Annotated in this window: 12 protein-coding genes; 3 read left to right on the top strand and 9 right to left on the bottom strand. The window is 69.0% G+C overall.

The genetic code is table 11. From position 1 onward, the window contains the following. Positions 1 to 188: 188 nt before the first annotated feature. The 5 genes from C1930_RS06665 to C1930_RS06645 all read right to left on the bottom strand — a co-directional run bounded on the left by C1930_RS06665 (position 189) and on the right by C1930_RS06645 (position 8392). Complete coding sequence (locus C1930_RS06665; protein WP_108755757.1) at positions 189 to 1259, bottom strand: sensor domain-containing diguanylate cyclase; 1071 nt, start codon at positions 1257 to 1259, stop codon at positions 189 to 191. 86 nt (positions 1260 to 1345) lie between these two features. Further along, positions 1346 to 2068, bottom strand: a complete 723-nt coding sequence (locus C1930_RS06660; protein WP_108749033.1) for a pseudouridine synthase — start codon at positions 2066 to 2068, stop codon at positions 1346 to 1348. A 34-nt stretch (positions 2069 to 2102) separates the two neighbouring features. After that, the gene (locus C1930_RS06655; protein ID WP_108771366.1) at positions 2103 to 3767 is read right to left on the bottom strand and encodes a diguanylate cyclase; all 1665 of its coding nucleotides are present in this window, start codon (positions 3765 to 3767) and stop codon (positions 2103 to 2105) included. Positions 3768 to 3884: 117 nt separating this feature from the next. Continuing rightward, a complete protein-coding gene (locus C1930_RS06650) occupies positions 3885 to 6302 on the bottom strand; it encodes an EAL domain-containing protein (protein ID WP_108755755.1) in 2418 nt (805 codons plus the stop codon). Between the two features lie 164 nt (positions 6303 to 6466). Beyond that, on the bottom strand, positions 6467 to 8392 hold the full coding sequence (locus tag C1930_RS06645; RefSeq protein WP_108757675.1) for a DEAD/DEAH box helicase: 1926 nt from the start codon (positions 8390 to 8392) through the stop codon (positions 6467 to 6469). A 258-nt stretch (positions 8393 to 8650) separates the two neighbouring features. On the opposite strand from C1930_RS06645, the gene C1930_RS06640 reads away from it, so the two are divergent. Further along, positions 8651 to 8872 carry an RNA-binding S4 domain-containing protein gene (locus C1930_RS06640; protein ID WP_108752563.1) on the top strand — a complete coding sequence of 74 codons (222 nt, stop codon included), beginning with the start codon at positions 8651 to 8653 and terminating at the stop codon, positions 8870 to 8872. A 20-nt stretch (positions 8873 to 8892) separates the two neighbouring features. On the opposite strand, the gene ubiM is transcribed toward C1930_RS06640, so the two are convergent. From ubiM to C1930_RS06620, 4 genes are all read right to left on the bottom strand, one after another. Beyond that, the gene (gene ubiM / locus C1930_RS06635) at positions 8893 to 10071 is read right to left on the bottom strand and encodes a 5-demethoxyubiquinol-8 5-hydroxylase UbiM (RefSeq protein WP_108771365.1); all 1179 of its coding nucleotides are present in this window, start codon (positions 10069 to 10071) and stop codon (positions 8893 to 8895) included. A 104-nt stretch (positions 10072 to 10175) separates the two neighbouring features. Next, positions 10176 to 10565, bottom strand: coding sequence for an MAPEG family protein (locus C1930_RS06630; protein ID WP_108749028.1), 390 nt, complete (start codon positions 10563 to 10565; stop codon positions 10176 to 10178). A gap of 12 nt (positions 10566 to 10577) precedes the next feature. Then, positions 10578 to 11123 carry a DUF4019 domain-containing protein gene (locus C1930_RS06625; RefSeq protein WP_108752561.1) on the bottom strand — a complete coding sequence of 182 codons (546 nt, stop codon included), beginning with the start codon at positions 11121 to 11123 and terminating at the stop codon, positions 10578 to 10580. Positions 11124 to 11181: 58 nt separating this feature from the next. After that, on the bottom strand, positions 11182 to 12360 hold the full coding sequence (locus C1930_RS06620) for a hypothetical protein (RefSeq protein ID WP_108771364.1): 1179 nt from the start codon (positions 12358 to 12360) through the stop codon (positions 11182 to 11184). A gap of 547 nt (positions 12361 to 12907) precedes the next feature. Between C1930_RS06620 and C1930_RS06615 the strand changes: the two genes are divergently transcribed. Continuing rightward, positions 12908 to 14386 (top strand): AlkA N-terminal domain-containing protein, encoded by a 1479-nt coding sequence (locus C1930_RS06615; protein ID WP_108771363.1) that lies wholly within the window; start codon positions 12908 to 12910, stop codon positions 14384 to 14386. Further along, a complete protein-coding gene (locus C1930_RS06610; RefSeq protein WP_108771362.1) occupies positions 14383 to 14874 on the top strand; it encodes a methylated-DNA--[protein]-cysteine S-methyltransferase in 492 nt (163 codons plus the stop codon). The genes C1930_RS06615 and C1930_RS06610 overlap by 4 nt, the downstream gene beginning before the upstream one ends. Positions 14875 to 15062 lie beyond the last annotated feature (188 nt).

The following is a 15062-nucleotide window of genomic DNA, read 5'->3' as shown; positions in this document are numbered from 1 at the left end:
CCGTAGAGTCGAGCTTGCTCGACTGTTTTTCGCCGGACGCCAACAGCAGTCGAGCAAGCTCGACTCTACCTGGACACAGGTCAACAGCAGTCGAGCAAGCTCGACTCTACCTGGACACATGCCAACCGCAGTCGAGCAAGCTCGACTCTACCTGGACACAGGCCAACCGCAGTCGAGCAAGCTCGACTCTACGGGGCCAGCTCCACGCGGTTGCGGCCGCCGGCCTTGGCCCGGTACAGGGCGGCGTCGGCGCGGGCCAGGGTCTGGTCGGTGTTTTCGCCCGGCTGGTACTGGGCCACGCCGATGCTGATGGTGACCGGGAAGCCCAGCGGCAGGTCGGCCACCGCCATGCGGAGGAACTCGCACTGCAGTTCGGCCGTGCGCAGGTCGATGTCGGGCATCAGCGCCACGAACTCCTCGCCGCCATAGCGCGCCGCCATGCCGCGCCCGCCGAAATGCGAGCGCAGCAGCACCCCCAGTTCGGCCAGCACCCGATCGCCGGTGGCGTGGCCCTGGAAATCGTTGATCTGCTTGAAATGGTCGATGTCCACCAGGGCCACGCAGGTCTGCCGCAGCTGACCATCGGCGGTGGCCACCGCTTCGGCCAGAGCGACGGCCAGCGCGCGTCGGTTCGGCAATCCCGTCAGTGCGTCGGTGCGGCTCTGTTCGGTCAGGTCGGCGTTCTGCGCCAGCAGCACCTCGTGGTACTGGGCCAGCAGGCGCTCGTAATCATCGCGCTCCAGCATGTGGTTCTGGATATCCAGCGCGAAGCGGCGCAGTTCCATCACCAGCATCACCTGGCGTGACAGCGCGGCCAGCGCCTCGGCCTTGTCCGGGGCCAGCTGCTGCGGGCGCGCATCAAACACGCACAGCGTGCCCAGCGGCAGGCCATCGCTGCTGACCAGCGGCGCGCCGGCATAGAAACGCACGTGCGGATCGCCGGTCACCACCGGGTTGTCGTGGAAGCGGATGTCCTGCAGCGCATCCTCCACCACCATGATTTCCTGCGGCTGCAGGATGGCGTGCCCGCACATCGATTCGCTGCGCAGGTTTTCCGCGGCATCAATGCCCTGGATGGATTTGAACCACTGCCGCTCGACATCGATCAGGGTGACCGCGGCCATGCTGGTACCGCACACCGCCTTGGCGATCACCACCAGGTCATCGAAGGATTTTTCACGGTCCGAATCGAGAATGCGGTAGCGATACAACGCCTGCAGGCGCTCGGCTTCGTTGGCAGGCTTGTCGGGCTTGATCATGCAGCGTCATGTTCCGGCAGGTCGCCGCCGAGTCTAGTCGATGTTGGCGCCGGGTCATGCCCGGCGGCCATTCGCCCCAGCGGGGCTTACCAGTCCTGCTGCTGCGGCAGCAGCCCGTGCAGCTCCTGGTCGGTCAGGTTGCGCCATTGGCCCGGCTTCAGCGCGCCGATCTTGACGTTGTCGATGCGCACGCGGCGCAGCTGGGTCACGCGGAAGCCGAACTCCGCGGCCATCAGGCGGATCTGCCGGTTCAGGCCCTGCTGCAGGGTGATGCGGAAACCGAACTTGGCAATGCGCGAGGTGCGGCACGGCAGCGTCATCTGGTTGTGGATGCGCACGCCGCGCGCCATGCCACGCAGGAATTCGTCGGTCACCGGCTTGTTCACTGCCACCAGGTACTCCTTCTGGTGGCCGTTCTCGGCACGCAGGATCTGGTTGACGATGTCGCCATTGCTGGTCATCAGGATCAGGCCTTCGGACTCCTTGTCCAGGCGGCCGATCGGGAAGATGCGCTGCTCGTGGCCGACGAACTCGACGATGTTGCCCTTCACCGAGGTCTCGGTGGTGCAGGTCACCCCGACCGGCTTGTTCAGCACGATGTAGACGTGGCGGCGCGCGCCCGGCTTGCGCGCGGTGCGGGCGCGCAGCGGCTGGCCGTCCACCAGCACGGTGTCGTCCTCGCCGACCACCGCGCCGGTGCCGGCCGGGTGGCCGTTCACGGTCACGCGCCGTTCGGCGATCAGACGGTCGGCCTCGCGGCGGGAGCAGAAGCCGGTTTCGGCAATATGTTTGTTGAGTCGGGTGGTCATGCGCCCATTATCCGGCATTGCCACCCTCCCCGCCTCATGCAACGGCAACGGAATCTGCGGTTTCGCCGTCGAAGACCCGGTTGCGGCCGCCGCGCTTGGCCACGTACATGGCATGGTCGGCACGCCGCAGCAGGGCTGCCAGATCGTCCTGGCCCGGCCGCCACTGGGCCAGGCCGATGCTGGCGGTCACCTGCAGGCCGGGCACCTGCAGGCTCTGGCAGGCTTCGGTGATGCGCTGGCGCAACACGTCCAGGCGCCGCCGCGCATCCTCGCGCGACACCCCCGGCAGCACCACCAGGAACTCCTCGCCGCCCATCCGCGCAACCTCGTCCTGGCCGCGCACGCTGGCGCGCAGGGCGCGGGCCACCGCCACCAGCACCTGGTCGCCGACCTCATGCCCGTGGCGATCATTGATGTCCTTGAACAGGTCCACGTCGAGGAAACCGATGACCAGGCCACCGTCGTCGCGCGCACCGCGCTGCAGGTGTTCGCCCAGCTGCTGCAGGCCGGCGCGGCGGTTGGGCAGGCCGGTCAGCGAATCGGTCTCGGCCAGGTGGCGCATCTCGTCGCGCTGCTGGCGCAGGCGGCCCAGGCGCAGGTTCAGCGCGTAGGCGGCCATCATCAGCAGCCACGTCACCGCCAGCTGCAGCGCTTCCACGCGGTATTCCAGCAACCACCCCGCACTGACGGCGTCGGCGCCGATCAGCACCAGCATCGGGGTCAGCGCGGCCAGCCCGGCCTGCGACCACACATCGCCGCGCAGCCGCGCCCACAGGCCCACGGCCAGCGACAGCGCACAGCCCAGGATGAAGCTGACCTGCAGGCCCACCGCCACCACCTGCAGACCGTCGCGGCCGAGCCACGGCACCAGCGCGGCCACCGCCAGCAGGCCCCACAGCACGATCTGCTGCGGCAGGCGCGAGCGAGGCAACTGCCGGTCACCCCCGTTCAGGCGCCACAGCGCCGGCAGTGCCATGGCCTGGGTGGCCGCGGTCAGCGCGATCAACCACCAGGCGGCGCGCTCGCCCACTGGCAGCCAAGGTTCGGGGTAACCAGACAGGCCGCCCAGCACCGCCTGCCACAGCACCAGGATCAGCGTGGCGCCGATGTAGAACAGGAAGCTGCGGTCACGGGTGGTCAGGTAGCCCATCAGTGCCGACAGCGCCAGCGCGATGGCCACCGCGATGCAGGCCGCGCGTACCAGCAGGCGGGCGGTGTCGTTCTGCTGCACCGGGCTGGGCGCGCCCAGCCGCAGGGTCGGCACCCAGCGCGCCTTCAGCGGGGTCTGCCAGGAAACGAAGAAGGGTTCATGGCTGCTGGCGCGGGGCACGGCCACCATGCCAATGCCGGCGCGGAAGCGCGAATCGCGGGTGCGCGCATCGTCCATGTTGCCGCAGATCTCGCGCTCGCCATGCTGCAGGCGGACTTCGCCGGCGAACACGTTGAACACATCCAGCGCCTGCGGTTCGCCCGACCAGCCGCCCGGCGGGGCATCCACCCGCACTTCCTGGCGCGGCCCGGCCAGCATCTGCGGCGTACACGCGCGGTGCGGTGTGGGCACATCGGTAGCGGCGCCCACCAGCAGATAGTCGCGCCCGGCTTCGGCCGCGCGCGCGTGGCCCAGCCAGGGCAATGCCAGCCAGGCCAGCAGCACCACCAGCACTGCCCCTACTTCAAACCGCACGTGCCTGCCGACCACGCTGTGTCCCGCTGTTGCTTACGTCCGCGCCCAGTGCACGTCGCCCCTGCGGCCATTATCGCAGCCTGCGGCGGCGCCGGTGTGTAGACCAAAGGTGGGGCCGCGCAGCGCGCCGGATCAGTGGTCCGCTCCGGGCTGGCCCACCAGGCGCAGCGGTCGCTGGTCGGCCAAGGTCAGCCGTTCCAGCGGCTGCGGGCGCTCGATGGCGAACCCCTGCAGGCCCTGCACGCCCAGTGCCGCCAGCGCGTTGGCCACTTCCTCGGTCTCCACCCATTCGGCCACCACTTCCATCTGCAGTTCGCGGCCCAGTTCGCTGATCGCGCGCACCGTGGCATGGCTGACCGGGTCGCTGCCCATGTCGCGCACGAAGGCCCCATCGATCTTCAGGATGTCGGCCGGCAACTGCCGCAGGTAGCCGAACGAGGACAGTCCCGAGCCGAAGTCGTCCAGCGCCATGCGGCAGCCGCGCGCCTTCACCGCATCGATGAACGCCCGCGCCTGGGTCAGGTTGCTGATCGCCGCTGTTTCGGTGATCTCGAAGCACAGCTTGGCCGCCAGGGCGCGGTTGCGTTCCAGCAGGTCGCAGACGAAGGCCAGGAACCCCGGCTCGGCGATCGACTGCGCCGACACGTTTACGTTGCACAGGCCAAGCTGGCGCACGTGCGCCGGGCAGACCTGCAGGTGGCGGAACAGCAGGCCCAGCACATGCCGGTCCAGCGCCACGGCCATGCCGTAGCGTTCCACCGCCGGCATGAACTGGCCCGGCAGGTGCAGTGCGCCGGCCGCATCGCGCATGCGCACCAGCACCTCGTAATGCAGGTAGCCCGGATCGCCCACCTTGGCGATGCGCTGGGCGTAGAGCAGCATGCGGTTCTCGGCCATGGCCCGGCTGACCCGCTGCAGGCGCTCGGCCTCCTGCCGCCGCTCTTCCAGCGCCAGGCGGTCTTCGTTGAAACAGTGGATGCGGTTGCGCCCGGCCTGCTTGGCCGCATAGCAGGCGCTGTCGGCCGCGCTCATCAGCCAGTTCACGTCCTGCGCGTCGGCGGTCACTTCCACCACGCCGATGCTGCAGCTCAACTGCGGGCTGCCTTCGCTGATCGGGAACGTGGCCTGGCCCAGGTTGCGCAGCAGCCGCTGCAGCACGCGCTTGGCCTCGTCCTGGCTGGCGCGGGCCAGGAACACCGCGAACTCATCGGCGCCCAGCCGGCCGACCCAGTCGCCGTCGCGCACCGCGCCGATCAGGTACTCGGCGAAGCCGCGCAGCATCTGGTCGCCGGCGGCGTGACCGAAGCTGTCGTTGACCAGTTTGAAGTGGTCCAGGTTGATGTAGCACAGCGAATGCACTCCCCCTTCGGAGCGCACCTGCAGCAGGGCGTTCTCCAGCAACCGCTCGATCTCGCGGCGGTTGATCAGGCCGGTCAGCGGATCATGGCTGGCGTGGTGCTCGATCTCGCGGGCCAGGGCATGGTGCTGGCTGACATCTTCGATGATCGCAAACACCGACAGGCCGCGGCCGGGGGTACGCACGCCGGTGCCACTCCAGCGGCCCCACACCAGGCTGCCGTCACGCCGGCGGAAGCGCAGCTCGCCCGGCCGCAACTGCCGCTCCCAGTCGATCTGGCCGTGCTCGTCCAGCACCAGCTCGCCTTCCATCAACAGCTCGGCAAAGGTGGTCTGCAGCAGCTGGTCGCGGCGGTAGTCCAGGATATCGGCGATGGCCTGGTTGGCCTCGATGACCCGGCCCTGCGCGTCCAGCTTCAGCATGCCCACGTTGGCCTGGTAGAACGCGGCGCGGAAGCGGCTTTCATGTTCGCCCATGTCCTTGCCCACGCGTCGGGCCAGGGCAATGGCCATCAGGGTGATGCCCAGCACCGACACGCCGCCGACCACCAGGGTGGCGATGCGTACCGCCCGTGACATGTCCAGCAGGGCCTGGGAAAACGCCTTCGCCTGCGCCTGCAGGGTCTGGTCGATGTCGCGCAGGCGCTGCAGGTAGGAATCGCGCGCCTGCACCGACAAGGGGCCTTCATGGTGGCGCTGGCGCAGTTCGCTGATCAGCGCCTGCATGGCCAGCACGCCCGGGTCGGTCTGCCGCCACAGCGTGGTGGCATCACGGAACGCGCCGAAATCGCGGGCATGGCGGAACGAGAACACCAACCGCGCCACATCGCCCTTGGCGTTGCCGCCGCGCAGGAAGCCGGCGCGGGCGGTCGCCTCGTCCGGCTCGGGCTGTTCCAGCGCCAGGCGCGCGTGCAGGTCACCCAGCGGCAGCTGCAGCGCGCGCTCGGCATCATTCAGATCGATCAACTGGCCGCGCACCAGGTATCGGCTCAGCGCCGAGGTGGCCTCCTGCTGGCCGCGCGACCAGTGCCCCTGGCCGGCAATCCAGGCGGTGGACGCCGCCTGCAGCTCCTGGATGACAGCCGACAGCCCGACCAGGCCGATCGCCATCCCGGTCAGCAATGCAAACCGCAGCCCCAACCCCCGGGTCATCGGCACCCGTCGGTCCTGCTGCTCGCTACCCCTCCTACCCATCCTGGATCCCCCGGACGCGATTACGGTGGCAACCTCCTGCGGAACCCGTTCAGCCTAGAACCGTGGATGTGTGGACGGTGCGAAGCCCACGAAAAAGGGCGGCGGTCGCCCGGGCCATCCGAAGATGAATGCCCGATCGACCACCGCCCCTTCAGGCGTGGTGCTTAGAAGCTGCGCGGACCGCGCGGCTTGAAGCCATCACGGCGCGGCGGGCGACCTTCACGGTCACCGCCGGGGCCACCCGGGCCACCGCGGCGCGGGCCACCCGGACCGCCCGGACCGCGCTTGTCGAAGCGCGGCTTGAACGGACGCGGAGCCGGGTTGATCTCTTCACCGGCCGCCAGCGGACGCATCTGCAGCTGCTGGCCCGACACCCACACCTTCTGCAGGTGGCTGAGCACGTCCTGCGGCATCTGCGCCGGCAGGTCCAGCAGCGAGAAATCGTCGTGGATGTCGATACGGCCGATGTAACGGCTTTCCAGGCCCGCTTCGTTGGCGATGGCGCCGACGATGTTGGCCGGCTTCACGCCGTGCTGGTGGCCCACCGAAATGCGGTAGGTCTCCATGCCCTGGTCCGGTGCACCACGCGGCGGCACTTCACGGCGCGGGCGCTGTTCGAAACCACCCTCGCCCTCTTCGCGGCGCGGGCCACGTTCGAAGCGCGGGCCGCGTTCGTTGCGGTCGAAGCGGTCACCGCGTTCCGGGCGGTCGCCACGGTCGAAACGCTCGCGCGGCGCGCGTTCTTCACGCGGCGCACGCACCGGCGGCTGCAGCAGGAACGGGGTATCGCCCTGCAGCATCTTGGCCAGGGCGGCAGCCACTTCGATGGCCGGCACGTTCTGCTCGGTCTCGAAACGCTCCAGCAGCTGGCGGTAGAAATCCAGACCGCCGGCGCTCAGGGTTTCGCTGATGCGCGAGGTGAACTTGTTGATGCGGGTATCGTTGACAGCTTCCACGCTCGGCAGCTGCATTTCTTCGATCGGCTGGCGGGTGGCGCGCTCGATCTGGCGCAGCATGCCCTTCTCGCGCGGGGTGGCGAACAGGATCGCCTCGCCGCTGCGGCCGGCACGGCCGGTACGGCCGATGCGGTGCACGTAGCTTTCGGTGTCGTACGGGATGTCGTAGTTCAGCACGTGGCTGATGCGCTCCACGTCCAGGCCGCGGGCCGCCACGTCGGTGGCCACCAGGATGTCCAGCTTGCCTTCCTTCAGCATGGCAATGGTGCGCTCACGCTGGGCCTGCTGCATGTCACCGTTGATGGCGGCAGCGGCCAGGCCACGGGCCTGCAGCTTGCTGGCCAGTTCTTCGGTGCCGGCCTTGGTGCGCGCGAAGATGATCATCGCGTCGAACGGCTCGACTTCCAGGATGCGGGTCAGCGCGTCCAGCTTGTGCATGCCGCTTACCCACCAGTAACGCTGGCGGATGTTGGCCGAGGTGGTGGTCTTGGCCGCGATGGTCACTTCCACCGGGTCCTGCAGGTAGGTCTGCGCGATGCGGCGGATCTGCGGCGGCATGGTGGCCGAGAACAGGGCCACCTGGCGCTGCTCCGGCAGCTTCTTCAGCACCGCTTCGACGTCGTCGATGAAGCCCATGCGCAGCATTTCATCGGCTTCGTCCAGCACCAGGGTCTTCAGCTCGGACAGGTCCAGGGTGCTGCGGTCCAGGTGGTCGATCACGCGGCCGGGGGTACCGACCACGATGTGCACGCCGCGGCGCAGGGCCGACAGCTGCTGGCCGTAGGGCTGGCCGCCGTACACCGGCAGCACGCGGAAACCGGGGATCTTCGAGGAATACGACTGGAACGCTTCGGCCACCTGGATGGCCAGCTCGCGGGTCGGCGCCAGGATCAGGGCCTGCGGCTTGGTCTGCTGCAGATCGATGTTGGACAGCACCGGCAGCGCGAAGGCCGCGGTCTTGCCGGTACCGGTCTGGGCCTGGCCCAGCACGTCGCGGCCTTCCAGCATGGCCGGAATGGTGGCGGCCTGGATCGGCGAGGGGGTTTCGTAGCCGATGGCGCTGACCGCCTGCATGACAGGCTCGGACAGGCCGAGCTGCGAGAACTGCAGCGGCGCTTGGGAATCTTGGGACATGGAAAACTCCAAAGGCACGGCCATCTGCATGGCAGTGCGATAAAAAAGGGATGGTCCGCGCTTTGGGCGCCCTTCTTATCGCGTGCCCTGGCGCTGCTCGTTCGGAGGGAGATTCACTCGCTCAGAGCGGAATGATACCGCACCGTGCCTGAACGGCGCGTACAGGAAACCATTCGCATCCATGGCCGCCCGCACTGGCGCACAATACGCGACCCGCGCGGCCGGCCCCGGCCCGCCCCCACCAGGAAACCGCGTTCCATGCAGATTCTCGAATTCGATCTCGACGGCGAGTACGTCGAACTGAAGCAGTTGCTGAAGCTGGCCGACCTGGTCACCAGCGGCGGCGAGGCCAAGATGGTGATCGGCGACGGCCAGGTGCTGGTGGACGGCCAGGTCGAGCTGCGCAAGGCCTGCAAGATCCGCGCAGGCCAGGTGGTGGAATTCAACGACAGCCAGATCCGCGTGCTGGCGGCCGGCTGACCCGACCGGGCAAGGCAGGGTCAGGCCACGCGCTGGGTCAGGTGCGAGGCAATCACCTTGCGGAACGGTGCCACGCCCTGCGCCAGCCGCAACCCGGCCGCGCGCAGCAGGCGGGCCGGCGCACGGTCGTCGGTATACAGGCTGGCGATGGCGTTGGTGGCCTCGTACAGCGGCCGCGAGACCAGCCGGTGGCCGCGCTCGTAGCGGGCCAGCATGCCGTCGGCGCCGATGTCCGCCCCGCGTCGCTGCTGTTCCAGGATGCCCTGCGCCAGGCGCTGCGCACTGGCCAGGCCCAGGTTGAAACCGTGGGCGGTGACCGGGTGCATGCCCACGGCGGCATCGCCGATCAGCGCACAGCGGCTGCCGACGAAACGGTGCGCGTAGACACCGACCAGCGGATAGGCCTGCGGCGTGGCCACCGGCTGCATCTGCCCCAGGCGGTGCTCGAAGAACCCGGTGATGGCCTGGCCGAAGGCCACCTCGTCCATCGCCAGCAGCTGCTCGATCTGCCGCGGCGGCAGGGTGACCACCGCTGATGCCTGCCCTTCGTTGAGCGGCAGCAGGGCCAGGGTACGGCCGTAGCCGAACCATTCCCAGGCGGTGTGGCGATGGTCGCGCTCGACCTGCATGCGGCACACCAGCATCGATTTACCGAAGTCGCGCATCTGCGCGCCGATGCCCAGCAGGCGGCGGGTGGCGGAAAAACGGCTGTCGGCGGCCACCAGCAGGCGCGCGTGCAGTTGGCTGCCGTCATCCAGGGTGACCACGTGGCCCTGTGCATCGGCACGCAGCGACTGCAGCTTGCGCCCGTCGAGCAGGTGCAGGCCCGCCTGGTCCTGCACGCCCTGCCAGGCCGCCCGCCGGATCAGGTGATTGGGCACCAGCCAGCCCAGCGGCTGGTCGGCCGTGCGTTCACTGGCGAAGGTAAGCGCGAACGGCGAGCCGCCATTGAGCACCTTGGCATCGCGCAGTTCGGCAATTTCGCTGGCCGGCAGCTGTTGCCACAGGCCCAGCTGTTCCAGCGTCTGGCGCGAGGCATGGGTGAGTGCGATCTCGCGACCGTCGAAGGCGGCCGCCGCCAGCGCCTGGCGTGGCTGCGCTTCCACCAGCCCGACCTGCAGGCCGCTGCCGGCCAGCGCGCGCGCAAAGCACAGGCCGGCCGGCCCGGCGCCCACCACCACCACGTCCATTCCACGCATGCCTGTCTCCTGACCCTTGTCCGTTCGCTACCAGCTTAGCGCTGGGCACGTTAAGGACCTTGATCTGGATCAGCGCAGCAGCCGGCGCCTGCCCTCTACCGGGCTTACAGCAGGGCCAGCACCAGCGACAGCACCGCCACGATCGACACCACCCAGACCAGGCTGCGCACATACGGCACACCGCTGGCGTACAGCGGCAGGTACACCACGCGGGCCCAGAAGTAGACCTGCGCGGCCAGCACCGTGTGCTCGCTGCTGCGCCCGGACAGCACCACCGCAATGGCGGCGGCGGCGAAGAACGGGAAGGTTTCGAAGAAATTGGCCTGGGCCCGCGCCAGCCGTGCCGCCAGCGCACCCAGCGGCGCGTTCTGGCCGTCGCGTGCCGAAGCATTCCACTTCAGGCCGCGCTCGCGGGTGGCCGCACCGGTGGCGGCAAAGATATGCACGAAGCCGAGCAGCATTGCCCAGGCCAGCATCGTCAGTTCGGTCGCCATGTTCGATCTCCGTCAGGGAGCGGAAGCGCGCAGGCTGTAGCCGGCCAGGCGCCAGGTCTGGTCCTCGTCGAAACGGAACGACACCAGTTCGCGCACCGGCTGGGCGCTGCTGGCAAAGCGGGTGGGGAAGCTGACGTTGATGTACAGCCCTTCCGGCACGGCCGCGCCGGGGCCGTACTTCACCCGGGTCACGCTGGGCTGGCCACGCCCGGCCAGGGCGCCCAGGCGGGTGCGGTCGGCGGTGAGCTGGCTGACGAAAGCAGCCTTGGGAACGGCGCGGCGCGCCACGACCGAAGCACCGTCCCACAGTTCACCGGCGCGATTGCCATCGACCAGCTGCGCGGCTTTCAGCGCAGCGGCGGTCATTTCTGCGTCCTGCTTCTGCACCTGGGCCTGCTGGGCCGGGGTCAGCGTCGGCGCGGCCGCGGTGGCGGGCTTGGCGGCGGCCGGCGTGGCCGGTGCCGGGCGCGCCGGTGCCGGTGCGGGCGTGGCCGGCGCAGGTGCCTGCGCCAGTGCGGCCAGGGGCAACAGGGACAGCAACAGGAACGCGCGCTTCATGGCCACCGCCGGTTCAATGAATGGAACCGCAGTCTACGCCAGCGCGGTGATCGGCTCGTCAGCGCGTCGTACTGCTGGCTTCCACTGCAGCGGCCTCGGCCTCGGCGGGTGCGCCGCCGCTACCCGCGGCCGGCGGCTGCTCGGCCACCGGCTGCTCGGCCACCGGCGGCTCGGGCGGCGCCGGCGGCAGGGTGGCCACGTCGATCTCGGACAACGGACTTTCTTCCGGGCACACCGGATCGGGGAAGCCGAAGCGCTCCTTCAGCGCCTGCCCGCAGCTGTTGATCGATTCCATGTCCACGCCCTCGCGCTTGCACTGCTGGTCGAAGGCGACCAGGAAGGCATCCTTGCGCTGCACGAAATCATCGCCGCAGGTGCGCATCTGCTTGATCCGCTCCAGATCGTCCTGCACCGCGTTGGTGCCATCCAGGCCGAACTGGCGCAGCTCCTCGGGAGTGAGCAGGCGCAGGCTGCGGTTGGGCACGGTCATCATCAGATCGGCCACGCCCACGGCAACGCCGTTGCGCTGCAGGTAATCCTTCACGTTGTCATAGACCTCGTGCAGTTCGCGGTTGAGTTCCGCGCGCGAGGTCGCCTTGGAACTGATGCGCATCATGCGGTGGATGCCGACCTTGCCCGACAGCAGGCGGTTGTCGCCCGCGGCAAGCACGAACACACAGGCGCTGTGGCAGATCGACCCTTCGCGCACCCAGATCGTCCAGCCCGATTCACCGATGCTGTCGCCGGCCACGATGGCCGATTCCACTTGGCCGCCACTGGAATCCAGATCGAGGATGCGCTTGTGGATCTTCAGCGCGTCGGCCACCACGGCCAGGCGCCAGACCAGTTCGGCGAAACCGGGATTGATCTTGCCGGCGTAACGCACGCGCAGCAGCCCACGCTCGGCGCACGGCGCCAGCGCCTGCTGGATCTGATCGCGCCCCAGCCCTTCCAGCGCCACGCCATCGCCACCCTCACCGGCGTAATCAGTGCTGCAGCTGATCCAGGCGTTGCCGTTTTCCAGTTGCGCCGCCGCCCACGGCCGGTCCGCCCGACTGCGCGGCGGTGCCGGCGGCAGCGGTGCATCGGCGGCATTGATCGACACCATGTTCTCGCCATCGCTGGCCGGCGCCCGCGCCGCCTTGTCGGCCGCGGTCACGTTGCCGGGATTTTCCAGTTGCTTGCAGCCGGCAAGGGCCAGGCACAACAGGGGCAACCAGCGGAATCGGAAAGACATCGGGCAACCGGTATTCGAGGGAAGCGAGAGCCACAGTCTACCCGCCAACGCCGCGCATTCAGCGTGCGCCACTGAACCCATGGTGACCCTGGGAACCGCATCCACGCATGGCGTGGATCTACCGACTGGGTAATGGGAACGGCATCCACGCATGGCGTGGATCTACTGGCGCAACCGTGATCAGGTAGATCCACGCCATGCGTGGATGAATCTGTCACTCACCCAAATCCATCCGGGGTCAGAGCCCGTGGCTGCGCAACGGGATCCGACCCCGCGCCGTCCCTACAGATCGCAGCCATCTGTCGCAGGCGGGGTGGGTCCGGTTGCGGGGGTGTCCGCGGCATGGATGCCGCGGCCAAGGCTCCATGGACGGATTTACGGCGTCCCCCGCAACCGGACCCACCCCGCCATCCCCCGGATAGCCCGCTTTTGACGTTGACGTCGACGTTGGTTCAGCGGGTGCAGGGCGCAGCCCTGCCGTACCCCCTTCAGCATCCATGTCCGAAAATGGCGAGTATCGTCCCCCACCGCAGCCTAGACTGGTGCCATGGACAGCTCCCCCGCCCTCGACACCGCCGCCTGCGACCGCGCCCGCCTGGCCCGCGATGCGCGCTTCGACGGCGTGTTCTTTACCGCCGTGCGCAGCACCGGTATCTATTGCCGCCCAGTGTGTCCGGCGCCGCCGCCGAAGCCGCGCAACATCAGCTACTACCGCACGGCCGCCGCGGCTGCCGCTGCTGGCTACCGGCCCTGCCTGCGCTGCCGCCCCGAACTCGCGCCGCAGGCGCAGCAGGCCCTGGCCGGGCAGACCGTGCAGCGCGCCCTGGCCCTGATCCACAATGGTTTCCTGCAGGAACAGTCCATGGCCGAACTGGGCCACCGCCTGGGCCTGAGCGCACGCCAGCTGCAACGCCTGTTCGTCGAACACCTGGGCGCCACGCCCGCGCAGATCCACGCCACCCATCGCCTGCTGCTGGCCAAGCAACTGCTGACCGAAACCGCGCTGCCGGTGACCGACGTCGCCCTGGCCGCCGGCTACAACAGCCTGCGCCGCTTCAATACCGCTTTCCTGCAGGGCTGCGGCATGCCGCCCACCGCGCTGCGCCGCCAGCATGCCCCGCTGGTCGCAGCCGACGATGGTCTGGTACTGCGCCTGGGCTACCGGCCGCCGCTGGATTTCCCGCGCATGCTGGCCTTCCTGCGCAAGCGCAGCCTGCCCGGCATCGAACTGATCGACGATGACAGCTACCAGCGCGTGCTGGGCACGCCCGAACGCCCCACCCTGCTGCGGGTAACCGCCGATCCCAAGCGCCCCGAACTGCGCCTGCAGATGGGCGCGGTCGATCCCCGCCTGATCCCGGACATCGTGCGCCGGGTGCGCCGGGTGTTCGATCTGGACGCCGACCTGCAGCAGGTGCATGCCGCACTGGCCGAAGAACCGCTGTTGGCCCGCGGCATCGCCGAACGCCCCGGACTGCGCGTACCCGGCGGCTGGGATGGCTTCGAGGTGGCCGTGCGCGCGGTACTGGGCCAGCAGGTCAGCGTGGCCGCAGCGACCACCTTCGCGCGCCGGCTGGTCGATGCCTGGGGCGCCCACCTGCCGGGCATGCCGCTGGCATTCGACCGCCAGTTCCCGCTGCCACAGGTGCTGGCCGACGCGCCGCTGGAATCAATCGGCCTGCCACGCACGCGCGCAGCCACGGTGCGTGCGCTGGCCGCGGCCTGCGCCAGCGGTGCGTTGGATTTCGGGCCAGGCCAGGCCTTGGACGAATTCGTTGCACGCTGCGTTGCCCTGCCCGGCATCGGGCCATGGACGGCGCAGTACATCGCCCTGCGTGGGCTGGGCCAACCCGATGCGTTCCCCGCCGGCGACCTGGTGCTGCAGCAGGTGCTCGGCCATGCGCAGGGCCAGCGCCTGAGCGAACGCGCCACCGAGGCCCGCTCGCAGGCCTGGCGACCGTGGCGCGCCTATGCCGTGCTGCACCTGTGGCACCTGTCCGGCACCTTTGTTGGAGAACCGACATGACCCTGTTGTTCGATCGTTTCGACAGCCCGATCGGCGAGCTGACCATCGCCGGCAACGAACATGGCCTGTCCCATGTGCTGTTCCCGGAAAACCGGCACCCGGCACGCGGGCGCGGCGACTGGCAGTACGCGCCGGGTGCGTTGCCGCAGGCACGCGAACAGTTGCTGCAGTACCTGCACGGCGAACGCAGCCGCTTCGATCTGCTGCTGGCGCCGCGTGGCACGCCGTTCCAGCTGCGTGTGTGGCAGGCGCTGGCGGTCATTCCGTTCGGCCAGACCTGGAGCTACCTGCAGCTGGCCCAGCACCTGGGGCAGCCCACGGCCACCCGTGCGGTGGGCGCGGCCAACGGGCGCAATCCATTGCCGATCGTGCTGCCCTGCCACCGCGTAATCGGCAGCAATGGCACGCTGACCGGCTTCGGCGGCGGCCTGGAAACCAAGGCAGCCCTGCTGCGGCTGGAGCAGCGGCAGGCACCGTTGTTTGCGTGAGGGTTGGTTGGCTGTTGGTAGGTGTCGACCTTGGTCGACACGCTGTGGCCGCATCAGGCGTCCTCCGCTGGGGTCAGAGCCGTTTCCCCGTGGGAAACGGATCCGACCCCGCTGGCCGGTAGATCCACGCCGTGCGTGGATGACGTTCATGCCGCGGACACGGCGTGCGACAGCACGCCGTGTCTTGG

This window comes from Stenotrophomonas sp. SAU14A_NAIMI4_8 (genome assembly GCF_003086695.1).
Classification (GTDB): domain Bacteria; phylum Pseudomonadota; class Gammaproteobacteria; order Xanthomonadales; family Xanthomonadaceae; genus Stenotrophomonas.
This window is presented reverse-complemented; position numbering and strand designations above follow the sequence as displayed.

Bases quoted from the DNA above. Each gene is read 5' to 3' on its own strand.
- C1930_RS06665 (WP_108755757.1), bottom strand. From the start codon at position 1,259: ATGATCAAGCCCGACAAGCCTGCCAACGAAGCCGAGCGCCTGCAGGCG.
- C1930_RS06660 (WP_108749033.1), bottom strand. From the start codon at position 2,068: ATGACCACCCGACTCAACAAACATATTGCCGAAACCGGCTTCTGCTCC.
- C1930_RS06650 (WP_108755755.1), bottom strand. From the start codon at position 6,302: ATGGGTAGGAGGGGTAGCGAGCAGCAGGACCGACGGGTGCCGATGACC.
- C1930_RS06645 (WP_108757675.1), bottom strand. From the start codon at position 8,392: ATGTCCCAAGATTCCCAAGCGCCGCTGCAGTTCTCGCAGCTCGGCCTG.
- C1930_RS06640 (WP_108752563.1), top strand. From the start codon at position 8,651: ATGCAGATTCTCGAATTCGATCTCGACGGCGAGTACGTCGAACTGAAG.
- ubiM (WP_108771365.1), bottom strand. From the start codon at position 10,071: ATGCGTGGAATGGACGTGGTGGTGGTGGGCGCCGGGCCGGCCGGCCTG.
- C1930_RS06630 (WP_108749028.1), bottom strand. From the start codon at position 10,565: ATGGCGACCGAACTGACGATGCTGGCCTGGGCAATGCTGCTCGGCTTC.
- C1930_RS06625 (WP_108752561.1), bottom strand. From the start codon at position 11,123: ATGAAGCGCGCGTTCCTGTTGCTGTCCCTGTTGCCCCTGGCCGCACTG.
- C1930_RS06620 (WP_108771364.1), bottom strand. From the start codon at position 12,360: ATGTCTTTCCGATTCCGCTGGTTGCCCCTGTTGTGCCTGGCCCTTGCC.
- C1930_RS06615 (WP_108771363.1), top strand. From the start codon at position 12,908: ATGGACAGCTCCCCCGCCCTCGACACCGCCGCCTGCGACCGCGCCCGC.
- C1930_RS06610 (WP_108771362.1), top strand. From the start codon at position 14,383: ATGACCCTGTTGTTCGATCGTTTCGACAGCCCGATCGGCGAGCTGACC.